This is a genomic window from Tardiphaga sp. 862_B3_N4_1 (assembly GCF_051811085.1).
GTDB lineage: Bacteria > Pseudomonadota > Alphaproteobacteria > Rhizobiales > Xanthobacteraceae > Tardiphaga > Tardiphaga robiniae.
Map to the genome: position 1 here is coordinate 1,844,467 of NZ_JBPWQB010000002.1, position 21,517 is coordinate 1,865,983.

At 61.9% G+C, this 21,517-nt stretch carries 19 protein-coding genes and 1 tRNA gene; 10 read left to right on the plus strand and 10 right to left on the minus strand.

Translation table 11 applies throughout. From position 1 onward, the window contains the following. Positions 1–35 precede the first annotated feature (35 nt). Positions 36–1,166, minus strand: coding sequence for a glutamate 5-kinase (proB, locus tag AB8B02_RS26050; RefSeq protein WP_092140564.1), 1,131 nt, complete (start codon positions 1,164–1,166; stop codon positions 36–38). A 51-nt stretch (positions 1,167–1,217) separates the two neighbouring features. After that, a complete protein-coding gene (gene obgE / locus AB8B02_RS26055) occupies positions 1,218–2,267 on the minus strand; it encodes a GTPase ObgE (protein WP_120287811.1) in 1,050 nt (349 codons plus the stop codon). Between the two features lie 164 nt (positions 2,268–2,431). Between obgE and AB8B02_RS26060 the strand changes: the two genes are divergently transcribed. Beyond that, positions 2,432–3,349, plus strand: a complete 918-nt coding sequence (locus AB8B02_RS26060; protein WP_093758225.1) for a DMT family transporter — start codon at positions 2,432–2,434, stop codon at positions 3,347–3,349. 168 nt (positions 3,350–3,517) lie between these two features. On the opposite strand, the gene AB8B02_RS26065 is transcribed toward AB8B02_RS26060, so the two are convergent. The 4 genes from AB8B02_RS26065 to AB8B02_RS26080 all read right to left on the minus strand — a co-directional run bounded on the left by AB8B02_RS26065 (position 3,518) and on the right by AB8B02_RS26080 (position 6,720). Further along, positions 3,518–4,108, minus strand: coding sequence for a GNAT family N-acetyltransferase (locus AB8B02_RS26065; RefSeq protein ID WP_439065538.1), 591 nt, complete (start codon positions 4,106–4,108; stop codon positions 3,518–3,520). A gap of 133 nt (positions 4,109–4,241) precedes the next feature. Next, positions 4,242–4,514, minus strand: coding sequence for a 50S ribosomal protein L27 (rpmA, locus tag AB8B02_RS26070; protein WP_068737821.1), 273 nt, complete (start codon positions 4,512–4,514; stop codon positions 4,242–4,244). An 80-nt stretch (positions 4,515–4,594) separates the two neighbouring features. Beyond that, positions 4,595–5,089 (minus strand): 50S ribosomal protein L21, encoded by a 495-nt coding sequence (gene rplU / locus AB8B02_RS26075; RefSeq protein WP_068737819.1) that lies wholly within the window; start codon positions 5,087–5,089, stop codon positions 4,595–4,597. A gap of 467 nt (positions 5,090–5,556) precedes the next feature. Then, positions 5,557–6,720: a mandelate racemase/muconate lactonizing enzyme family protein gene (locus tag AB8B02_RS26080; protein WP_439065539.1), complete on the minus strand. Its 1,164-nt coding sequence runs from the start codon at positions 6,718–6,720 to the stop codon at positions 5,557–5,559. Between the two features lie 130 nt (positions 6,721–6,850). Between AB8B02_RS26080 and AB8B02_RS26085 the strand changes: the two genes are divergently transcribed. Then, positions 6,851–7,744 carry a LysR family transcriptional regulator gene (locus AB8B02_RS26085; RefSeq protein ID WP_439065540.1) on the plus strand — a complete coding sequence of 298 codons (894 nt, stop codon included), beginning with the start codon at positions 6,851–6,853 and terminating at the stop codon, positions 7,742–7,744. A 94-nt stretch (positions 7,745–7,838) separates the two neighbouring features. On the opposite strand, the gene AB8B02_RS26090 is transcribed toward AB8B02_RS26085, so the two are convergent. Next, positions 7,839–9,179, minus strand: coding sequence for a TadE/TadG family type IV pilus assembly protein (locus tag AB8B02_RS26090; RefSeq protein WP_439065541.1), 1,341 nt, complete (start codon positions 9,177–9,179; stop codon positions 7,839–7,841). A gap of 245 nt (positions 9,180–9,424) precedes the next feature. Between AB8B02_RS26090 and AB8B02_RS26095 the strand changes: the two genes are divergently transcribed. Both AB8B02_RS26095 and AB8B02_RS26100 read left to right on the plus strand, forming a co-directional pair. After that, entirely contained in the window at positions 9,425–10,519 is a 1,095-nt protein-coding gene (locus AB8B02_RS26095) for an ROK family protein (RefSeq protein WP_439065542.1), read from the plus strand. A gap of 301 nt (positions 10,520–10,820) precedes the next feature. Next, a tRNA-Ser gene (locus AB8B02_RS26100) sits at positions 10,821–10,910 on the plus strand. Between the two features lie 121 nt (positions 10,911–11,031). On the opposite strand, the gene AB8B02_RS26105 is transcribed toward AB8B02_RS26100, so the two are convergent. The 3 genes from AB8B02_RS26105 to AB8B02_RS26115 all read right to left on the minus strand — a co-directional run bounded on the left by AB8B02_RS26105 (position 11,032) and on the right by AB8B02_RS26115 (position 13,367). Next, entirely contained in the window at positions 11,032–11,523 is a 492-nt protein-coding gene (locus tag AB8B02_RS26105; RefSeq protein WP_309943825.1) for a GNAT family N-acetyltransferase, read from the minus strand. Positions 11,524–11,556: 33 nt separating this feature from the next. Further along, positions 11,557–12,660, minus strand: coding sequence for a GlxA family transcriptional regulator (locus AB8B02_RS26110; protein WP_115030417.1), 1,104 nt, complete (start codon positions 12,658–12,660; stop codon positions 11,557–11,559). Positions 12,661–12,851: 191 nt separating this feature from the next. Next, positions 12,852–13,367 carry a prolyl-tRNA synthetase associated domain-containing protein gene (locus AB8B02_RS26115; protein ID WP_175369494.1) on the minus strand — a complete coding sequence of 172 codons (516 nt, stop codon included), beginning with the start codon at positions 13,365–13,367 and terminating at the stop codon, positions 12,852–12,854. A 276-nt stretch (positions 13,368–13,643) separates the two neighbouring features. Between AB8B02_RS26115 and AB8B02_RS26120 the strand changes: the two genes are divergently transcribed. From AB8B02_RS26120 to glyA, 6 genes are read left to right on the plus strand one after another with little or no spacing between them, the layout of a single operon-like run. Beyond that, positions 13,644–14,897 carry a sarcosine oxidase subunit beta family protein gene (locus AB8B02_RS26120; RefSeq protein WP_231078505.1) on the plus strand — a complete coding sequence of 418 codons (1,254 nt, stop codon included), beginning with the start codon at positions 13,644–13,646 and terminating at the stop codon, positions 14,895–14,897. 16 nt (positions 14,898–14,913) lie between these two features. Next, positions 14,914–15,207 (plus strand): sarcosine oxidase subunit delta, encoded by a 294-nt coding sequence (locus AB8B02_RS26125; RefSeq protein ID WP_068737808.1) that lies wholly within the window; start codon positions 14,914–14,916, stop codon positions 15,205–15,207. Further along, on the plus strand, positions 15,204–18,194 hold the full coding sequence (locus AB8B02_RS26130; protein ID WP_439065543.1) for a sarcosine oxidase subunit alpha: 2,991 nt from the start codon (positions 15,204–15,206) through the stop codon (positions 18,192–18,194). The genes AB8B02_RS26125 and AB8B02_RS26130 overlap by 4 nt, the downstream gene beginning before the upstream one ends. Further along, positions 18,187–18,756, plus strand: a complete 570-nt coding sequence (locus AB8B02_RS26135; protein ID WP_439065544.1) for a sarcosine oxidase subunit gamma — start codon at positions 18,187–18,189, stop codon at positions 18,754–18,756. Before AB8B02_RS26130 ends, AB8B02_RS26135 begins: the two co-directional genes overlap by 8 nt. A gap of 29 nt (positions 18,757–18,785) precedes the next feature. After that, positions 18,786–20,159 (plus strand): L-serine ammonia-lyase, encoded by a 1,374-nt coding sequence (locus AB8B02_RS26140; RefSeq protein WP_439065545.1) that lies wholly within the window; start codon positions 18,786–18,788, stop codon positions 20,157–20,159. Between the two features lie 9 nt (positions 20,160–20,168). Continuing rightward, complete coding sequence (gene glyA / locus AB8B02_RS26145) at positions 20,169–21,458, plus strand: serine hydroxymethyltransferase (RefSeq protein ID WP_184512757.1); 1,290 nt, start codon at positions 20,169–20,171, stop codon at positions 21,456–21,458. The last annotated feature ends 59 nt before the right edge of the window (positions 21,459–21,517 follow it).

Here is a 21,517-nt window from a genome sequence, read left to right on the forward strand (position 1 = left end):
ATTGCGCGTTATGTCATTCAGGCGAGCGTCGCTGCTTAACTTCGTGATCCCGAAATCACGAGATCGTCGCGATGGATCATTTCGGCGCGGCCGCTGATCCCAAGAATAATCATCACGTCCGGAGATGAGCGGCCTTTGATCTTCTCAGCATTGTCTGCGTCATAAGCCACGAGGCCGCGGCCAATTTCGTGCGTGTCCGGTCCACGCACGATAACGGCGTCGCCGCGTGCGAAGTCACCTTCCACCTTGATGACGCCGGCAGGCAGAAGACTCTTGCCGGCACGGAGCGCGGCGACCGCACCTGCATCAATGGTCAGCGTGCCCTTCGGTTCCAGCGATCCCGCAATCCAGCGTTTGCGCGCAGTGACGGGATTTGCAGGAGTCAGGAACCAGGTACACAGGCCGCCATCGGCGATCTTCTGCAGTGGATGCTCGACCTTGCCGGACGCGATGATCATATGCGTGCCCGCGGTGGTCGCGATCTTGGCAGCTTCGATCTTGGTGTACATGCCGCCGCGCGACAATTCGCTCTCGGCAGCGCCCGCCATGCCTTCGATCTCGGCAGTGACGCTGTCGACGATGGGAATCAGCTTCGCATCGGGATTGGCGCCGGGTGGTGCGGTGTAGAGCCCGTCGATATCCGACAGCAGCACCAGCAGATCGGCGGATGCCATGGTCGCGACGCGCGCCGCGAGGCGATCATTGTCGCCATAGCGGATCTCGTTGGTCGCCACCGTGTCGTTCTCGTTGATGACCGGCACCGCGCGCCATTCCAGCAGTTTGCCGATGGTCGAGCGCGCATTGAGGTAACGACGACGTTCCTCGGTGTCCTGCAGCGTCACGAGAATCTGTCCGGCACCGATGCCGTGATGGCCCAGTACTTCCGACCAGATGCGCGCCAGCGCGATCTGCCCGACGGCAGCGGCGGCCTGGCTCTCTTCGAGCTTCAGCGGACCGCGTGGCAATTTGAGGCGGCTGCGGCCGAGCGCGATCGAGCCTGATGAGACCACGAGGACGTCGCGACCGTCCGCATGCAGCTTGGCGATATCGGCGGCCAACGCCGCAAGCCATTTGGCCCTGACTTCGCCGGCCGCGGAATCGATCAGCAGCGACGAGCCAACCTTGACGACGATACGGCGAAAGTTCTTCAGCTCGGGGCGCGACATGATGTGGGCTTTGGCAGGACGTGTGATGCTTGGACGGACGTGAGAGGCAGATCAGCTCGTCGCCGGCGCCCATGGCGCAGACTGCGCTGCGCTCTTGGCCTTGTCCGACACCGGCGCCTCGCCGATCACTGCAACGAGCGCACGCAATGCGTCCGGCACGCCTTCGCCCGTTGCGCCCGAGATCAGCAGCGGCGTCTGCTTCGCAGCGCGCTTCAACCGGTCCTTCTGCTTCTTCAACTCGTCCGGCTCGACCGCATCGATCTTGTTGAGCGCGACGATCTCGACCTTGTTGGCAAGATCGCCCTCATAGGCATCGAGTTCGGCGCGGACGGTTTTGTAGGCCTTGCCCGCATGTTCGCAGGTCGCATCGATCAGATGCAACAGCACGCGGCAACGCTCGACGTGGCCGAGGAAGCGATCGCCGAGGCCGGCGCCTTCATGCGCGCCCTCAATCAGGCCGGGAATGTCGGCCAGCACGAATTCGCGCGCATCGACATCAACGACGCCGAGCTGCGGATGCAGCGTCGTGAACGGATAGTCCGCGATCTTCGGCCGCGCAGCGCTGACCTTGGACAGGAAAGTGGACTTGCCGGCATTGGGCAATCCGACGAGGCCCGCATCCGCGATCAGTTTCAGCCGCAGCCAGATCCAGCGCTCTTCGCCGGGCTGGCCGGGATTGGCATTGCGCGGGGCGCGATTGGTCGATGACTTGAAATGCGCATTGCCGAAGCCGCCATTGCCGCCTTCGGCCAGCACATAGGTCTCGCCGAGCTTGGTGAAGTCGTGGATCAGCGTCTCGCGATCCTCATCGATGATCTGCGTGCCGACCGGAACTTTGAGCGTGATCGGCTTGCCATTGGCGCCATGGCGGTCCTTGCCCATACCATTGGTGCCGCGCGGCGCCTTGAAGTGCTGCTGGTAGCGATAGTCGATCAGCGTGTTGAGGCCGTCGACCACTTCGATGATGACATCGCCGCCGCGGCCGCCATTGCCGCCGGAGGGACCGCCGAACTCGATATACTTCTCGCGGCGAAAGGCCACGCAGCCGTTTCCGCCGTCGCCGGAGCGAATGTAAACCTTGGCTTCATCGAGGAATTTCATAGCGTATCCGTATCGCAGGGGGGTGGTCGCGGCAACCACTTCGTCGCCGGAGCATCGTGAAAAGCCCTTATTTGGGGGCCTTGCTGCGCATCAGGTGACGTCCTAAACGACTCATCTTGCCGTTAACCAAGCGTGCGCATTCCGCGACTTTCCTACAGGCTCATATAGGCATGTTTGCGACCATTTCGACCGCAGCCGACAATCGTGCCGCCCGGCTGGCCGGTATCGGCCTGATGCTCCTGGGCATCAGCATGTTCTCCTGCGGCGATGCGATCGGCAAATTCCTCGTCGGCACCTATTCGGTCGGGCAATTGATGCTGCTGCGGGCCTGCGCAGCGCTGGCGCTGCTGGCGCCGTCGATCTGGCGGCATCGTGCGGACTTCCTGCAGCTCGATCGGCCGGGTCTGCAGCTCATTCGCGTGGTGCTGTCGACACTGGAAGTCGCGGCGTTCTTCTGGGCGGCGGCCTATCTGCCGCTGGCGGATGTCATCACCTATTATTTGGCCTGTCCGATCTTCGTCACCGCGGGCTCCGCGATATTTCTCCGCGAATCTGTCGGCTGGCGGCGTTGGAGCGCGATCTTCGTCGGCTTCTGCGGTGTACTGATCGCGCTGCAGCCGTCGGCGCAGACGGTGACATGGCCGGCGCTGATCGCGCTCGGCGGCAGCCTGTCCTTCGCCGCGCTGATGCTCATCACCCGCTCGTTGCGTTCCGCGCCGGACGTCGTGCTCGCGACGACCCAGTTTATCGGCACGTTTACTTTCGGCGCGGTCTTCACGGCGTTCGGATGGGTGACGCCCGATCTGCGCGATCTCGGCCTGTTCTTTCTGGCGGGCGTTGTCTCGGTCTGCGCGCTGCTCTGCGTCAATCGCTCGTTGAAGCTGGCGCCGGCGAGCACTGTGGTGCCGTATCAGTATTCGATGATCATCTGGGCGGTGATCTTCGGCTATCTCGTGTTCGGCGAATTGCCGTCGTGGGCCACGCTGATCGGTGCAGCGGTCATCATCGCAGCAGGGCTCTATATCTTCCTGCGCGAGCAGCAGCTCGGAAAGATCGCCGACGAAGTACCGCCAGCGGTGTGATGCTTCTTTTCCCCCAGCGCAGCGAAGCTGCGCGCCGTGGGAGAGGGTGGATCGAACACGCGAAGCGGGTTCGAGACGCGAGAGGGAGAGCCATGGAACGAGAGCCTGTCCCCTCTCCCGCCTAGCGAAGCTTCGCTTCGCGCAGGGGAGAGGGGAAGTAAGAGTCGTTCACCGTCGCGTCGACGTTCCCCAGTTCTTCAGCGAACTCCACACGCCCCTTGTCAGCTTGAAGCAGTCGACCGGTGTTGACGAGCCGATCGCTTCGAAGCGGTGCAGTTGAACACCGCTCCACTGGAAGCCGCACTTCTCCAGGATGTTGCGCGACGACGGATTGGCGACGCGCGCACCGGAGATCAGGTGATCGATATCGAATTCGTCGAATGCGTAATCGATCGCGGCACGTGCGGCCTCGGTCGCAAAACCCTGGCCCCAGTGATCGACGCCGAGCCAGTAGCCGAGCTCGGGCGATTCGGCTTCGCGCCAGTCGATTCCGACCACGCCGATGGGACGACGATCGAGTTCGATCAGGAACACGCTGTCGCTTGCCGTGCCGCTCAGCGAATTGACGAAATCGACTGCGTGATCCTGCTGATACGGGAAGGGCAGGCGACGCGTCATCTCGGCGATGCGGCGATCATTGGCGAGAAGCGCGATGGCTTTTACGTCCGCGAGTGTCGGCTTGCGCAAGGCCAGCCGTTCGGTCTCGAGGACGCAGCCTCTGGTTTCTCTCAACGTCGGCGTCGGAATATCCTGCAACATCTCGGGCTCCTGTGTGCGCCCCGAAGCGACGCACCAAACGAAAAGGGGAGGCCGGTTTCCCGCCTCCCCTGGAGCCCAATTTTGGCGCTCCGCCGGTTCAACAGGACCCGGCGGACTCCAATGTGTCCACCGTTTATTCGGCCGCGGCTTCAGTAATCGGGAGTACCGATACGAAAGTGCGGCCGTTCGATTTGGCGCGAAACTCCACGTGGCCTTCGACTTTGGCGAACAGGGTATGGTCTGTGCCCATGCCGACATTAAGGCCGGGGTGCCAAGTCGTGCCGCGCTGACGCGCAATGATGTTGCCGGGAATCACGCGTTCGCCGCCGAACGCCTTCACGCCGAGGCGCTTGCCAGCCGAATCGCGGCCGTTGCGCGATGAACCGCCTGCTTTTTTATGAGCCATAGCCCGTCTCCGATCTCGATAAGTTCTAGATCAATTCCTTGAAGGAATTGTCTCACAGATTGTCAACTTTTCGCAGCGGCTTATTCCGCGGCGGGCTTTTTCTTCGCAGCCGGCTTCTTGGCTGCAGCAGGCTTGGCGGCGGCTGCCTTCGGAGCAGCGGCCTTCTTCGCCGGCGCCTTCTTGGCAGGAGCTTCGTCGCCATCAACCGGAGCGGCCACGACCGGCTTCTCACGCTTCGGGCGAGGTCCGATCGTCGGCGCCTTGCCGTCGGCCAGGATCTCGGTGATGCGGATCATCGTGAGTTCGTCACGGTAGCCACGCTTGCGCTTCGAATTCTTGCGGCGGCGCTTCTTGAAAGAGATGACCTTGGGGCCGCGCTTGTGGTCGAGCACTTCGGCCGCAACCGACGCACCAGCCACTAGGGGGAGGCCGAGCACAGGCGTATCACCGCCCAGCACGAGAACTTCACCAAGCTGCACGATCGTTCCGACATCGCCGGCGATCTTGCCAATCTCGAGCACATCATCCGGAACGACGCGGTATTGCCGGCCGCCGGTTTTGATGACTGCGAACATCGTTATATTCCTTCGTGTTCGATCCCATCCTCGGATCAGATCCGGGACGGCTTCTTGTTCAGTCGATAAGGGTTCACCGCGACTTCTAGGAAATCGCGAATTTCTGCGTTTTCTGGCCGACGTTGCGACCCCACGCAAAAACAATCGGCGCCAAGCAAAGCTTGCGCCGAAGCGTGCTTTATAGAGGGTGAAGGCGGAGAGTCAAGGAAAGACGGGCGAAAAGCGAGCCAAAAACAGAGTCTTGGCGAATGGTTCGGTGCCTGCGATCGAGCGTACCATTTAACCTGCCGCCCCGTTTTTCGGGCACCTGCCTTTAGTCGTCATGCCCGGGCAGCGCGAAGCGAGCTTCGCTAGATGACCCGGGCATCCATCTTCGGACGGAATGGCGGAAAGGTTGATGGCCGGGTCAGGTCCGGCCATGACTGAGTTTTGTTCTCCAAATCAGAGGCTTAGCCTCTCGGTCGCCCTCACGACGCCAGGCTGTGCATTTCCTTGATCAGGTCGGACTTGCCCTCAAAGCCGATGCCCGGGAGTTCCGGCATGGTGATGTGGCCATCAATCACCTTCACGCCATCCGGGAACCCGCCATAGGGCTGGAACAGGTCCGGATAGGACTCGTTGCCGCCGAGGCCGAGACCGGCCGCGATGTTCAGCGACATCTGGTGGCCGCCATGGGGGATGCAGCGGCGCCAGGACCAGCCGTAGCTCTTCAGCATTTCGAGCGTGCGGAGATATTCGACGAGGCCGTAAGACAGCGCGCAGTCGAATTGCAGCCAGTCGCGGTCCGAGCGCATGCCGCCATAGCGGATCAGGTTGCGCGCATCCTGCATCGAGAACAGGTTTTCGCCGGTGGCCATCGGGCCGGGATAATGCTCGGCGAGCTTTGCCTGCAGCTCGTAATCGAGCGGATCGCCGGCTTCCTCGTACCAGAACAGGTCGTATTCGCGCAGTGCCTTGGCGTAGGCGACGGCCGTGTCGAGATCGAAGCGGCCATTGGCGTCGACAGCGAGTTTAGCCCCTGCTGGAAGCAGTTTCAGCACATGCTCGATGCGCTTGCAGTCATCGGCCAGCGGCGCGCCGCCGATCTTCATCTTCACGACATTGTAGCCGCGATCGAGATAGCCCTTCATTTCCGAGGCGAGGCCTTCGAGACCCTTGCCGGGATAATAGTAACCGCCCGCGGCATAGACGAAGACCTTCGGGTCAGCGGTGGTGCCATAGCGTTCGGCGAGCAAACGGAACAGTGGCTTGCCCGCGATCTTGGCGACCGCATCCCACACCGCCATGTCGATGGTGCCGATCGCGACTGAGCGCTCGCCGTGGCCGCCCGGCTTCTCGTTGGTAAACATGGTGGCCCACACCTTGTGCGGGTCGATATTGTTGCCCGAGGCGTCGATCAGGCTGTCGGGCTTGGCTTCTAAAATGCGCGGCGCGAAGCGCTCGCGGATCAGGCCGCCCTGACCGTAGCGGCCGTTGGAGTTGAAGCCGTAGCCGATCACGGGTTTGCCGTCGCGGATCACGTCGGTGACCACGGCGACCAGGCTCAGGGTCATTTTACTGAAGTCGATGAAGGCGTTAGCGATGGGGGAGGCGATCGGAGCGGTGCGCTCCCGGATGTCGATGATGCGCATGAGGCGCTCCTGCGGCTGGGGTGAGACGGGCTTGCGGAGAGGCATACGCCTCTCTTAGCCATCTCTGAAATGGTCATTTTTCATCAGAGCAGTTCCGAGATAAGATGGCTGGTGCCATCCCGGACGTCCCATGCAAAGCTTCGATCCAATTTCACTCCGCCTGTTCATCGCTGTCTGCGAGGAGCGCAATATCGCCAATGCCGCAAAGCGCGAGGCCATCGTGCCCTCAGCGGTGAGCAAGCGTATCAGTCAGATGGAGCAAGAAGCTGGCGTCCAGTTGCTTGAGCGCGGCCGACGCGGTGTCACGGTGACGGCGGCCGGTGAAGCGCTGTGGCGTTACGCACGCGAGTCGCTGCAACTGCTCGACCGGATGCAGGCCGAACTCGGCGCTTTCGCCGATGGTGTGCAGGGCCATGTGCGGGTGTTCGCCTCGAAATCGGCGGTGGCCCAGGTGCTGCCGGAAGATATCAGCCTGTTCGCCAAGCGCTATCGCGACGTGCGCGTCAGTCTGGAAGAGCGCGAGATCTGGGAGGTCGTCCGCGGAGTCGAGGAAGGGCGCGCCGATATCGGCGTCTGCTGGGATGCGGTTGACCTGCGCGGCCTCAAGACGTTTCCCTATCACCGCGATCATCTCGCGGTGGTGGTGCACCCCGATCATCCGCTTGCGAAACGCACGTCAGTGTCGTTCGAGGATACGATCGACTTCGAGCATGTCGATATCGTCGCGCGGAGCATCATGCAAACCATGCAGCGAAGCGTCGCGGCTGCGGCCGGCAAGCAGATGCGCTACCGCATTCAGGTTTCCACCGTGGATGCCGCCTATCGCATTGTCGCGGCGCAACTGGCCGTCGCGATCATTCCGCAGGAAGAAGCGTCCACGATCCAGCAGACGCTGGGGCTGAAGGTCATCCCGCTCAGCAATGACTGGGCGAAGCGGCAATTCGTCGTCGCCGTGCGCGACAAGGGCCTGAGTCGGCCGGCGCAATTGCTGCTGGAAAGCCTGAAGGAAAGCGCGAGCGAATGAGCATTCGCCACAGTGCAGTGTCGTGCGTGATCTTGAAGATGAATCACGCAGTCGATCTCGCGGAGCTAGCCGACTTGCTCGGTCGTTGCGCCGGCTAGCGGCTCACGCGGGCATCGGCAACGGCACGCTGAAACAACGCTGTCATCGCGTCCGAGATGCCCTGGGTCGGGCTGACCTCAAAATAGAAGCCTGGCGAAGCGCAGCTCTGCATATTGCTGGCGATCTGGCTGTTGGGTGAAGGTCCGTAAGGACCAGCGTTGAATGGTGCGATCCAGCTATTGTACCAGGCATTGGTCGGAAGTGCGAGGTAGGTCGTGTAAAGCACGGCAATCTTGATGCCGCGATTCTTCAACGTGGTGCAAAGCGCTGGATTGATCGGCGACTGGCATCGTCCACCAGTCGTCGGTTTCAGGCAGTTGCCGGGATTGTATTCGTCAGCCACGCCATCGGATACGAAGAAGAGATATTTGAGCGGTGCACCGGCTGTACCGGCTCCGGGGGCGCTGATGGCGGTGTTGATCGCCGGGAATATAGCGCTGTAGCCGGTGTCCTGATCGTTGTTGTCGTTCTGGCCGTTCACCGTCATCAAGTCGATGTTTCCGGCCGCCGTCTTCGCACTTGAGAGGCCGGACGACAATGTGAACAGGGCTCTCAAACCGGACGTCGAGGCGGCCGCGCCGAAGTCGTAGATCGCCATGCGGAACTGGTTGGAATAGGTCTGCGTACTGGCCGCGGTATCCATCAACTTCTGGGTGGCCGTACGCAGCACGTCGATGCGCGTGATCACGCCAAGTGTCTTGGCGAGTTTGTAGTAGTTGTTGCTGTTGTTGAGGTCGTGGCAGGCAAAGGCGCAGCTGTCCGACGTATTCTTGACCATCAGAGCCACGTCGGCCGGTGTTGCGCCGACGCCCATGGATGGCGAATTGTCGAGCAGCAGATAGAAATCGATGTAATTCGGCATCGTCGCCGTCGCGACAGAACTGCCGGTAACGGTCATTTTGGAAAAGCCCATGACGGATGTGAGACTGGTCGACACATCCGCCGAGAATTGCATAGTGGCCGTCACGACGCCGTTGGCGCGATTGACGGTCGCTGTCGTGCTGGTCAGCGTGAAGCCGGTCCTGCCTGATGTGTTGCCCTTGAAAATATTGATTGCGTCGACGTCGCCCCCGGGGACGGGGCCGTCCGCTGCCATCGAACCTGCGGTAATGAATGCAGCAGACTTCTGCACGATGGAGCCGACGCTCGCAGTATCAAGGGCGGCTTGCAGTTGGGATCTGATCTGTAGTGCACGCGTATAATCGACCGCGGCGCCCACCATGGAAATAAGGGGGATGCATGTGATCGCGAATATGATCGCGACATTGCCGCGTCGGTCGCAGCGAAAACGATCAATTAGCCTGAGGAACGATAGCCCGAGGAATGACTTCAGCATGAATACGCACCCGTATGAATGCGGAGATAATTACCTGAGCTGATAAATTTACTGTTAGGTCGATCGCAGAAAGGTAGTGGCTTGGGTTGCTGCCCTGTTGGTTAGTTAAGGATGTTCTACCGGTTTCATTGAAACCGGCTCGCGGGACCGACGCAAAAGGGGAGCGGTACGATCATCCCGGCGGGGCGATGAAACAAACCGGCTCCCGGGGCATTGTCATGCGGTTCTAGTCTGGCAGGGGCAATATGGCTGAAGACACAATGACGACCGTAGGCATCGGCAATCACGGTGCCAAGCGGCTGCCGTCCGTTGATGTGGACACGTTCAACATCGAGCTGAAGGACGACAACGGCTTTCTCGGTGACCGCGCCAGCAAGGGCGCTTTTCAGCGCATACTGGATGATCTCAGAAAGCCATTGAAGAAAAACGGCGACGATCCGCTCGGCAAAAAGGCTGCCAACGAGATCAGTAAATCCAGCCTCGACGAAATCCTGCTTGGCGACGATGTGGCCGCGGCTGCACTCGTCCATGGTGCGATCGAAGAATTCGCGCGGGAGCTGGCTTATGTCACGCAGCGCTTCTTCAAGACGAAGGCCTGGGCAGATACGGAATGCATCGTGGTCGGCGGCGGTTTCCGCCAGAGTCGTGTCGGGGAACTTGTTATTGCGCGCACGGACATCATCCTCAAGGCCGAGGATCTCAAGGTTGCGTTGGTGCCGATCCGGTTTCATCCAGATGAAGCCGGCCTGATCGGTTGCCTGCATCTGGCGCCGTCATGGATTTTCGAAGGTTACGACAGCATTCTTGCGGTCGACATCGGCGGCTCCAACATCCGTTGCGGTGTGGTCGAAACCGCATGGAAGAAATCGAAGGATCTCTCCAAGGCCTCGGTGTGGAAATCCGATCTCTGGAGACATGCCGATGACGAGCCGACGCGTGAAGGCGCCGTCAAACGGCTGGTGAAGATGCTGAAGGATCTGATCTCCGCCGCCGACAACGAAGGCCTCAAGCTGGCGCCGTTCATCGGCATCTCGTGCCCGGGGGTGATCAACGAAGACGGCACCATCGCGAAGGGAGCGCAGAATCTTCCGGGTAATTGGGAAAGCAGCAAGTTCAACCTGCCGGCCTTGCTCGCCGAAGGCATTCCCACAATCGGGGATCACGATACTGCGGTGCTCATGCACAACGACGGCGTTGTCCAAGGCCTCAGTGAAGTCCCTTTTATGCAGGACTTCGAACGATGGGGCGTGCTGACGATCGGAACGGGGCTGGGCAATGCTCGCTTCACCAACCGCAAGAAAGAGAAGGACGACAAGAAAGCGAAGAAAGACAAGGATTGAGCAGGACCGTTGAGCGTCCCGTTGCCGCCTCGGCCAATGGCCGAGTGCATGCATCCGTCGGCGAATCATCCTGGCGCCGCCATGGCTCGTCATGCCGCGCGTCCAACCATAGCGTGCGTTGCCGCTGCGAATCTGCAACGAAAAGGCTGGCTTCCTAGTCTACGCGCTAGCTAGAGCCAGCTTTTGCGGCTCTGCGGGCAATTGGGTGCGGATTTTCCGCTCTGCCCGTCTTGTCTGGCCCGCCATCCTCGCCTAGAACTCCGCGCAACCACCCACGGGCGACCGTGGGTCTTGGCGCCTTGGAGAGGTGGCAGAGTGGTTGATTGTACCGCACTCGAAATGCGGCATGGGTGCAAGCCCATCGGGGGTTCGAATCCCCCCCTCTCCGCCAACCAGATAAAAATCGCAATGAAATCAATGGGTCATTGGAAGTAAGAGGCTTTTGCTTCCCGTTTGGTGCACACGGGTAGTACGCATGGCTCTATCTATGTCTTGTGCGCCTCGCAATGCCGTTATTGAGCGTCAAGCTTACGAAACATCACAAGGGCATCAACATATTCGCCAGTCGGAAGCCGAAAAGCCTCAGGCAGCCGCCCGACAATCGCGAAGCCGAGCGTGGTCCAGAGTTTCACCGCACGTATATTGTTGCTGACGACACAGTTGAATTGCATCGCGCGAAATCCGGAGCTTCTGGCATAGTCGAGCGAGTGTAGGCACATATTGCGCGCCACACCGCCGCCTTGCGCGCTCGCCAGCGTCATGTAGCCGCAATTGGCCACGTGGCTGCCACCACCGTCCTGGTTGGCGCGCACATAATAAGATCCCACGATCTGACCTTGGCGCACGGCAACGAAGGTTCGTTTATCCGGACCGTGCCAGTAGGACAAAGCATCGTCCTTCGTCATCAGGGGGTCCAGGGCGTAGGTCGTGCCTGCACGAATGGTCGGCTCGATGACCGACCAGATGTCTGCCCGGTCTGCCGGCTCAGCCGGGCGAATGATCAGGTCGTCGGAGTGCATGACCATAACAAGTGCCGCCTAAGCCAGACTGAATATACGCCGACCTTCGCCGGCATCTTGCCCGTGGGATTGACCGATTATTCTGCGGCGTTCCTCGGACGGGTTGGTATTGAAGGCGGCCTTGAACGCCTTGCTGAGATGCGAACCGTCGACGAAGCCGGTTTCGGCGGCGATTGCGGCCAGCGATAGGTCGGTCTTCAACATCCACCGTGCATGTTTCAGGCGCAGCCGCAGATATGTCGCCTGCGGCGACTGTCCAGTTTCCTCTTTGAAAAGGCGCTCCAGTTGCCGCGTGCTCAGACTGACCTTGCCGGCCAGTCGCGCGACAGACAGCGGCGCTGATAGGTTCTGCTCCATCATTAGCAGCGCGCGCGAAATCCGTCCGTCGGTCTCGGCAAATTCGGTCGGCGGCGCCGATTGAGCCGAAGATCCGGGTTTCATGCGATCGATCAACATGATGTGGAGCGCCTTCTGCGCGCTCGACAGGCCCATGCGTTGTTCCACGATATGGGCGGCGAGGTAGGCAACGCCCATGCCGCCCGAACAGGTGATGCGGTTGCCGTCGATGACGAAGAGCTGGTCGGCCACCGGGAGTGTCTCGCCGAATTCCTCCAGGAAATCGCGATAGTGGTACCAACTGATGCAGCACTTTTTCTGGTTGAGAAGGCCTAGACGCCACAGCACGAAACTGCCGGTGCAGACGCCGATCAGATCGACCTTGGTGTTCGCAGCCTCCAGCAGATAGCGCTTGATCTTGTCATCGATCTGCGGGCCCTGATGCAGCAGGCCACCCACGACGACGACATAATCGAGCTCGCGCGGATCGAGGAACCGGGAATTCGGATACATCAGCAGACCGCAACTCGAACGGATCGGCTCGTCGGTGTCGGCCATGATGTGCCACTGGCAGCGGATCGGCCGACTGTTGTCGCCTTCGTCGGCGGCGAGACGCAGCACGTCCACGAAGCTGGCCAACGCAGTCAGCGTGAAATTCTTGGTCAGAATGAAGCCAACGCGCAGCGGACGGACCTTTGGTTGCATCACCCCTGCCTTCGCATTCACCATATGGTCGAATGGCAATCCGGGTGATCGCCGCGAGACGATGCTCCAAAACGGACCCATGTCGCATCATTACATACCTCCAGCGCGCCGGGGCAGGCATTTGCGACGGACTGATCCTAAAAATACATTGCCGCGCGCGCAAGGGCGGCGAAGCGTCTCGCCTGGTGCGCGACGTTCGGGGCGTCGGCTGGGAACCGAGAAGCCCCAGATTGTTGCGGCCAGATCAGGTCGGCCGGTGCGGCGCAGGAGGGTCAGCCGGCGGACGGCGGCTCTTCTGGCGTCGCGAACTGCGCTTCGCGGCCGATCGCAGCAAGAAATGCGTCGAGTGCACCGACCGACAGCGATGTCGTGCGGCTGTTGATGACGGGGTGGCAATTGATGCGCTCCGCCGATCGTAAGCGCGCATCGATGACGGGAGTGACCGCCTGATTGGCATCGTTGTAGAGCGCCAGGATCGAGACCGATCCCGGTTCGATCCCAAGCAATTCCTTCAGGGCTTCCGCGCTTCCAAATGACAGCCCGCCCTTGGCGCCGATCGTCTTTGCCAGCGACTTCAGGTGAACGGTCGCGGCTTCGTCGGTGACGAACAGGAAGAACCGCTTCTTGCCGTCGCGGAGGAACAGGTTCTTGGTGTGAATGCCGGGAATGTCGCCGCGTAGCGCACGCGACTCTTCCACCGTATGCACGGGCGGGTGTTCGAACGTCTCCACCACGATCGACTTGTCTTTGAGATACTGAAGAATCTCGTCGCTGCGTTCGATGCTCATCCTGCGTGTCCTTGATCGTCGAGGGCGGGACTGCGTGCGCCCGGGGCATGCCGTCCTGTCTACATGGCAGCGATCCGTGTCGCATGGATACGTCGCGAATTCGAGACCCTGGCGAGCGAAGCCGGGCGGCTTGTCGCAAATCTACGTGTTTCGTGTCGGGGCTTTGCAAACCTGCGGCGTTCCGATGTCGCTCTGATCCAACATGATTGGCGGGCTGATGCTGGCAGCGAAGCGGCAGCGAGTTGTAGGCTCCATCCAATCACAACGTGGACAGCCATGCAGAAATTTTCAGCGCTTTCATTACTACGGGCAGGGCTGACCGGTCATGCCGGTTGGCAGCGACAGTGGCGTTCGCCTGAACCGAAACCGGGCTATGACGTCATCATCGTCGGTGGTGGTGGCCACGGACTTGCAACGGCCTACTACCTGGCCAGCCGCTACGGCGTCAAAAACGTTGCCGTTCTCGAAAAGGGCTGGATCGGCGGCGGCAATACCGGCCGGAACACCACGATCATTCGCTCGAACTATCTGTTCGACGAAAGCGCCGGGATCTACGAGCACGCCCTCAAACTGTGGGAAGGGCTATCGCAGGAACTGAACTACAATGTGATGTATTCACCACGCGGCGTCTTGATGCTGGCGCACAACATTCACGATGTGCAGAGCTTCAAGCGACACGTTCATGCCAACCGTCTCAACGGCATCGACAATGAATGGCTGTCGCCGGAGGAATGCAAAGAATTCTGTCCGCCGCTGAACGTCGGTGGGTCCATGCGCTATCCGATCCTCGGCGGCGCGCTGCAGCGCCGCGGTGGCACGGCGCGGCACGACGCTGTGGCCTGGGGCTATGCCCGCGCTGCCGACGCGCTCGGCGTGGATATCATCGAGAATTGCGAAGTCACTGGCATCCGCCGCGCGCCGACCGGCGAGGTGGTGGGCGTCGATACAACGCGCGGCAGCATCAATGCGAAGCGCATCGGCGTCGTCGCGGCCGGCAATACCAGCACGGTGATGAACATGGCCGGCGTGCGTCTGCCGCTGGAAAGCTTCCCGCTGCAGGCGCTGGTCAGCGAGCCGGTCAAGCCGATCTTCCCCTGCGTGGTGATGTCGAACACGATCCACGCCTATATCTCGCAGTCGGACAAAGGCGAGATGGTGATTGGGGCGGGAACGGACGTCTACACGTCCTATACGCAGCGTGGCGGCCTGCACATCGTCAATCATACGCTGGATGCGATCTGCGAACTGGTGCCGGCGTTCCGGCGCCTGCGCATGCTGCGCAACTGGGGCGGCATCGTCGACGTCACGCCGGATCGCTCGCCGATCGTGGCGAAGACGCCGGTATCCGGGCTGTACGTCAATTGCGGCTGGGGTACCGGCGGCTTCAAGGCGACGCCGGGATCGGGCGAGGTGTTCGCCAGTACGATCGCCAAGGATGAGCCGAACAAGATCAATGCGCCGTTCACCATCGAGCGATTCCGCGATGGTGCCGTGATCGACGAAGCGGCTGCGGCCGCCGTGGCGCATTGATAGCGGGGAAAACGAGATGCTCTTGATCAATTGCCCCTATTGCGGGCCGCGCCCGGAGGCCGAATTCGCCAATGGCGGGCAGGCGCATATCGCCCGCCCGGCCGACCCGATGAGCCTCACTGACGACGAGTGGGCCGCCTATCTCTATATGCGCGACAATACCAAGGGGCTGCATCACGAGCGTTGGCGGCACGCCAATGGCTGCGGCCGTTTCTTCAATGCCAGCCGCGACACGACCACGGACGTCATCAAGCGCACCTATCGCATGGGCGAGCGCCCCGAAGCCGAACATCAGGGTGCCAAGCCATGACGGGTACGTATCGCGTGCGGCGCGGTGACGTCGCTGAAAGCCGCAACGCAGTTCATTTCACGTTCGACGGAAAGTCGTATCAGGGTTTGACCGGCGACACGCTCGCCTCCGCGTTGATCGCCAATGGCGTGCATTTGGTCGGGCGTTCGTTCAAGTATCATCGGCCGCGCGGCTTCGTCTCGGCGGGCTCGGAAGAGCCGAATGCGCTGGTCGGTGTCGGCGCGACCCAGTCGCGCTATACACCGAACCTGCTCGCGACCCAGGTCGAGATCTATGACGGGCTGGTGGCCGAAAGCCAGAATCGCTGGCCGTCGCTCGAGACCGATGCCGGCTTCCTCAACGAATATTTCTCGGCCTTCCTGCCGGCGGGTTTCTACTACAAGACCTTCATGTGGCCGCGCACGGCCTGGAAGAAGCTCTATGAGCCGGTAATCCGGCGGATGGCGGGTCTCGGCAAAGCGCCAGCCGAGCCGGATGCCGATCGCTATACGCAGGTGTTTGCGCATTGCGACGTGCTGATCGTCGGCGCCGGACCTGCGGGTCTTGCCGCAGCGCTCGAAGCCAGCAACAGCGATGCCACCGTGATCCTGTGCGACGAGCAGGCAGAGATGGGCGGCTCGCTGCTGTCTGATCGTTCGGCATCGATCGACGGCATGCAGGCCGCCGACTGGGCGCGTGCGGCGCTCGATGAATTGCGCAAGCGCCCCAACGTGAAGCTGATGTCGCGTACGACGGCGTTCGGCTGGTACCCGCACAATTTTGTCGGTCTCAACGAGCGCGTCACCGACCACCTCAGCAATCCCGCGACGAACCAGCCGCGTGAGCGGCTCTGGCAGGTCAGGGCTAAGGAAGTCGTGCTGGCCGCCGGCGCGATCGAGCGGCCGCTCGTCTTCACCGACAATGACCGGCCGGGCATCATGCTGGCCGGTGCTGCCCGGACCTATGTGAATCGGTACGGCGTGGTGCCGGGCAAGCAGGTGGTCGTATTCACCGCCTGCGACAGCGCCTATCGCGCGGCGCTGGACCTCAAGGCAGCCGGTGCCAGGATCCAGGTGATCGTGGATCTGCGCAAGAGCGTGTCGGGCTATTGGGTCGACAAGGCACGCGCCGAAGGCATCAAGGTTCGCTCCGACAGCATCGTTCGCGGCACGTCGGGCTGGCTGCGGGTAAAGTCGGCGCAGATCTCCAACGCGCAAGGCGGCGATGCCGAGACGGTGGCTTGCGATCTTATCCTGATGTCCGGCGGGTTCACGCCGTCGGTGCATCTGTTCTCGCAGAGCCGCGGCAAGCTCAGCTACAGCGAAGAGCTGCGGGCCTATGTGCCTGGCGAGTCTGTCGAGCGTGAGCGGTCGGTCGGGGCGTGCAAGGGACTGTTCGCGCTCGAAAGCGCCATCGAAAGCGGTGCCAAGGGTGGTCGGGACGCTGCGGCCAAGGCCGGCTTCTCCCCGCGCGGCGAGCGCAGCTATACGGTCTCCACGCAGTCGGTGGGTGCCGATGCGTTCATCGGCTCCGTGATGGCCGATCATCAGGCGGAGAAACGCGCCTGGGTCGATTCCCAGAACGACGTGACGGCCAAGGATGTCCGGCTCGCGACCCGCGAAGGGTTTCGGTCGATCGAACACGTCAAGCGCTATACGACCACCGGCATGGCCACCGACCAGGGCAAGCTGTCCAACATGAACGCCCTCGGTGTCGTGTCGAAGCAGATCGATGTCGCGGTGCCGAAGGTCGGCCTGACCACGTTCCGGCCGCCTTATACGCCGACGACCTTCGGATCCTTTGCCGGCCAATCGCGTGGTGATCTGTTCGATCCCGTGCGCAAGACCAGCATCCATCCATGGGCCGAAGCCCAGGGCGCACGGTTCGAGGATGTCGGCGTCTGGAAGCGCGCCTGGTATTTCCCGCAGGTGGGCGAGGACATGAATGCCGCCGTCGCGCGCGAATGCAAGGCGACGCGCGAGTCGGTCGGCATCTTCGATGCCTCAACGCTTGGCAAGATTGAGATCGTCGGCAAGGACGCTGCCGAATTCATGAATCGCATGTACACCAATGCCTGGACCAAGCTCGAGCCCGGTCGGCTGCGCTATGGCGTGATGCTGCGCGAAGACGGCTTCATCATGGATGACGGCGTCGTCGGCCGCATGGCGACGGATCGTTTCCACGTTACCACGACGACCGGCGGTGCGGCCCGCGTGCTGTCCATGATGGAGGACTACCTCCAGACCGAATGGCCGGACCTCGAAGTGTGGCTCACCTCGACTACCGAGCAGTGGTCGGTCATTGCCTTGCAGGGACCGAATGCGCGCAAGGTGCTGGAGCCGCTGGTCGAGGGCATCGATTTGTCGGCCGATGCCATGCCGCATATGAGCGTCCGGGAAGGACGTATCTGCGGCGTGCCGACGCGGCTATTCCGGGTGTCGTTCACTGGCGAACTGGGCTTCGAGGTCAACGTCCCCGCCGGCTATGGCCGGGCGGTCTGGGAAGCGATTTTCGCGGCGGGCAAGCCTTACGGGATCACGCCCTACGGTACCGAGACCATGCACGTGCTGCGCGCGGAGAAGGGCTACATTATTGTCGGTCAGGAAACCGACGGCACGGTGACGCCCGATGACGCCGGCCTCGGCTGGGCTGTCGGCAAGGCGAAGCGGGATTTCGTCGGCAAGCGCTCGCTGTCGCGGCCGGCGCTGGTCAGGGAAGACCGCAAGCAACTGGTCGGGTTGCTGACGACGGATCCCAAGGTGGTTCTCGAAGAGGGCGCCCAGATCGTGCTTGATCCGACCCATCCGATCCCGGTGCCGATGATCGGACATGTCACCTCCGCCTACTGGAGCGCGACGCTGAACCGCTCGATCGCGCTGGCACTCGTTCGCGGCGGTCGCTCGCGGATGGGTGAGGAGCTCTCGATCCCGATGCCGGACGGCGTGATCAAAGCGAAAGTCGTCGACTCGATATTGTTCGATCCGAAGGGGGAACGTTTGAATGCTTAGTCCTGCGATCATGCGTTCGAACGCGTTGTCCCCAATGCAGTCATCCGGCACCACTGCTGCGTTCGCCACGACGCTCTCGATTCTTCCCGATGCGGCGAAGCTGGTGTTTCGCGGCAAGACCGAGGCGATCGAGGCTGCCGGGGCGCATTTTGGCGTCAAACCGAGCCTTGAGGCTTGCCGCTTCGCGGCGGTCGGCGGCCGGTCGGTCTATTGGTTGGGGCCGGACGAATGGCTGTTCCAGGCGGTGAACGAGGATCCGATCGAAGTCTTCGGCGGGATGTCGGTAGCGCTGCAGGCGCAGGCCTGCTCGCTGGTCGATGTCAGTCATCGTTCGGATGGCATCGCGGTTGCAGGTCCGACGGCGGCGCTGGTGCTGAACCATGGCTGTCCGCTGGATCTGTCCCTCAAGGCGTTCCCGGTCGGGATGTGCACGCGCACGGTGCTGGGCAAGACATCACTTCTGCTGTCACGTTCTGAAGAGCACGTGTTCCACGTGGATGTATGGCGTTCGTTTGCGCCCTATGTCTGGCAATTCCTCGACGAAGCGCGAAGCCTGTCCTAGCAGCCCGGCTGCGCCCTGGAGACCGCGCGATGATTGGAACGTTCGATCTCTTCAAGATAGGCATCGGGCCGTCGTCGTCGCATACGATGGGACCGATGAAGGCCGCGGCGCTGTTTGCCAGCCAGCTTGCGGAGCGTGGTCTGCTGAAGGATCTCGCGCGCGTGAAGGTCGAGCTGTTCGGCTCGCTGGCCTGGACCGGCCGCGGTCATGGCACCGACAAGGCGGTCGTTCTCGGGCTTGCCGGCAAGTTTCCGGAAACGATCGATCCAGAAGAAGCGGAGACGCTGGTCGATGGCGCCCGCGCGGCGGGCACGCTGCGGGTTGCCGAGCGGCGCAACATTCCGTTCGACTTCGCCAATGACATCATCTTCGACGGTGTGACCGAGCCGCCAAACCATCCGAATACGCTGGCGCTCTCCGCCTTCGATGCGGCCGGTCATGTCCTTCACGATGAACGCTGGTGCTCCGTCGGCGGCGGCTTTGTCGTTCCGGAAGCGCAGGTCGGCGTCGTCGGCATTGTCGAGGACGTTCCCGTCCCGCATCTTTTCAGGTCGGGCAGGCAGCTGCTTGAGATCGGTGCGAAAACCGGTCTGTCGATTGCGCAGATTGTCATGGCCAACGAGATGTCGTCGCTCCCGGCGGACGAGATCGAGCAACGGCTCGATCGCATCATCCAGGTGATGATGGACTGCATCGATCGCGGCATGACCAAAGAGGGGCAGCTGCCGGGCGGACTGAACGTCAAGCGCCGCGCGCCCTCACTGCATCGGCGCCTTGTCGCCGCTGCAAGTTCGAACAGCCGCACCCAGCATGAGGTGATGGATTGGGTCAGCCTGTATGCGATCGCGGTCAACGAGGAGAATGCGGCCGGCAGTAAGGTGGTGACGGCACCGACCAACGGCGCGGCGGGCATCATCCCGGCCACGCTTCGCTATTTCCGCGACCATTGCCGCGAGGCGTCACCGGAAAACATGCGCGTGTTCCTACTGACTGCCGCGGCTATCGGCGCGCTGTTTAAAATGAATGCGTCGATTTCCGGCGCGGAAGTCGGCTGCCAGGGCGAGGTCGGCTCGGCCTGCTCGATGGCAGCGGCGGGGCTGGCGGCGGTGCTCGGCGGCACCAATGAGCAGATCGAGAACGCGGCCGAGATCGGCATGGAGCATCACCTCGGCATGACCTGCGATCCGATCGGCGGGTTGGTGCAGGTGCCATGCATTGAGCGCAACGCCTTTGGTGCCGTGAAGGCGATCAATGCGGCCTCGCTCGCGTTGCAGGGCGACGGCACCCATGTGGTGCCGCTCGACAAGGTGATCGCGACGATGCGCGAGACCGGGCGCGACATGCAATCGAAATACAAGGAGACTTCACTGGGAGGTCTCGCTGTCAATCTGGCAGAATGTTGAGGGAAGACCATGACCCAAGCCGAACGCGAGGCATTCTTCACAGCCGATCTCGCCCAAGCAGATCCGACCATCTCGTCGTCGCTGGCCGGAGAACTCGGCAGGCAGCGTGACGAGATCGAACTGATCGCATCCGAGAACATCGTATCGCGTGCAGTGCTGCAGGCGCAGGGCTCGGTGCTGACCAACAAATATGCCGAAGGCTATCCCGGCCGGCGCTACTATGGCGGCTGTCGCTTCGCCGACGAAGTCGAGGAGGTGGCGATCGAGCGCGCCAAGACGCTGTTCGGCTGCGGCTATGCCAATGTGCAGCCGAATTCCGGGAGCCAGGCCAACCAAGCGGTGTTCATGGCGCTGATGAAGCCCGGCGACACCTTCATGGGCCTCGATCTTGCGGCGGGCGGTCATCTCACCCATGGCGCCAAACCGAACATGTCGGGCAAGTGGTTCAACGTCGTCAGCTATGGCGTTCGCCGCGACGACTGCATCATCGATATGGAGCAGCTCGAGAAACTGGCAGTGGAGCACAAGCCGAAGGTGATCGTCGCCGGCGGCTCGGCCTATTCGCGGTTCTGGGATTTTGCCGCGTTCCGCCGCATCGCGGATGCGGTCGGAGCCTATCTGTTCGTCGATATGGCGCATTTCGCTGGTCTCGTCGCCGGCGGCGCTCATCCGTCGCCGTTCCCGCATGCGCATGTGGTGACCTCGACCACCCACAAGACGCTACGCGGACCGCGCGGCGGACTGATCCTGACCAATGACGAGGACATCGCCAAGAAGATCAATTCGGCGATTTTTCCGGGACTGCAGGGCGGGCCGCTGATGCATGTCATCGCCGCCAAGGCCGTGTCGTTCGGCGAAGCGCTGCAACCCTCGTTCGGTCAATATGCGGCTGACGTCGTCGCCAATGCGCGCGCGTTGGCGGACACGCTCTCAAAGGCCGGCTATCCGATCGTCACCGGTGGCACCGACAATCACCTGATGCTGGTCGATGTCCGGCCAAAGAACCTGAACGGCAAGCTCGCCGAGGCGGCGCTTGGGCGGGCGAACATCACCTGCAACAAGAACGGTATCCCGTTCGATCCGGAGAAGCCGACCATCACGTCGGGCATCCGGCTCGGCTCGCCGGCCGCGACGTCGCGCGGTTTTGGCGTCGGTGAATTCGAAGAAGTCGGCAAGCTCATTGCCGCCGTCCTGGATGCGAATTCCAGCGCGCCGGACCAGGGAGCGCCGGAGGTCGAGGCAAAGGTACGTGGCCGCGTCGCCGAGCTGGTTGCGTCGTTCCCGATCTATCGGTCCTGATCAGGCCGCTTGATGGAGCGTGTCGGAGAGGGGCTGCTGGCGGACGGGATATTCATCCA

What these genes read in the sequence shown, in the direction of transcription:
- proB (WP_092140564.1), bottom strand. Translation starts at nt 1,166, where the DNA reads ATGTCGCGCCCCGAGCTGAAGAACTTTCGCCGTATCGTCGTCAAGGTT.
- obgE (WP_120287811.1), bottom strand. Translation starts at nt 2,267, where the DNA reads ATGAAATTCCTCGATGAAGCCAAGGTTTACATTCGCTCCGGCGACGGC.
- AB8B02_RS26065 (WP_439065538.1), bottom strand. Translation starts at nt 4,108, where the DNA reads ATGTTGCAGGATATTCCGACGCCGACGTTGAGAGAAACCAGAGGCTGC.
- rpmA (WP_068737821.1), bottom strand. Translation starts at nt 4,514, where the DNA reads ATGGCTCATAAAAAAGCAGGCGGTTCATCGCGCAACGGCCGCGATTCG.
- rplU (WP_068737819.1), bottom strand. Translation starts at nt 5,089, where the DNA reads ATGTTCGCAGTCATCAAAACCGGCGGCCGGCAATACCGCGTCGTTCCG.
- AB8B02_RS26080 (WP_439065539.1), bottom strand. Translation starts at nt 6,720, where the DNA reads ATGCGCATCATCGACATCCGGGAGCGCACCGCTCCGATCGCCTCCCCC.
- AB8B02_RS26085 (WP_439065540.1), top strand. Translation starts at nt 6,851, where the DNA reads ATGCAAAGCTTCGATCCAATTTCACTCCGCCTGTTCATCGCTGTCTGC.
- AB8B02_RS26090 (WP_439065541.1), bottom strand. Translation starts at nt 9,179, where the DNA reads ATGCTGAAGTCATTCCTCGGGCTATCGTTCCTCAGGCTAATTGATCGT.
- AB8B02_RS26095 (WP_439065542.1), top strand. Translation starts at nt 9,425, where the DNA reads ATGGCTGAAGACACAATGACGACCGTAGGCATCGGCAATCACGGTGCC.
- AB8B02_RS26110 (WP_115030417.1), bottom strand. Translation starts at nt 12,660, where the DNA reads ATGGGTCCGTTTTGGAGCATCGTCTCGCGGCGATCACCCGGATTGCCA.
- AB8B02_RS26115 (WP_175369494.1), bottom strand. Translation starts at nt 13,367, where the DNA reads ATGAGCATCGAACGCAGCGACGAGATTCTTCAGTATCTCAAAGACAAG.
- AB8B02_RS26120 (WP_231078505.1), top strand. Translation starts at nt 13,644, where the DNA reads ATGCAGAAATTTTCAGCGCTTTCATTACTACGGGCAGGGCTGACCGGT.
- AB8B02_RS26125 (WP_068737808.1), top strand. Translation starts at nt 14,914, where the DNA reads ATGCTCTTGATCAATTGCCCCTATTGCGGGCCGCGCCCGGAGGCCGAA.
- AB8B02_RS26130 (WP_439065543.1), top strand. Translation starts at nt 15,204, where the DNA reads ATGACGGGTACGTATCGCGTGCGGCGCGGTGACGTCGCTGAAAGCCGC.
- AB8B02_RS26135 (WP_439065544.1), top strand. Translation starts at nt 18,187, where the DNA reads ATGCTTAGTCCTGCGATCATGCGTTCGAACGCGTTGTCCCCAATGCAG.
- AB8B02_RS26140 (WP_439065545.1), top strand. Translation starts at nt 18,786, where the DNA reads ATGATTGGAACGTTCGATCTCTTCAAGATAGGCATCGGGCCGTCGTCG.
- glyA (WP_184512757.1), top strand. Translation starts at nt 20,169, where the DNA reads ATGACCCAAGCCGAACGCGAGGCATTCTTCACAGCCGATCTCGCCCAA.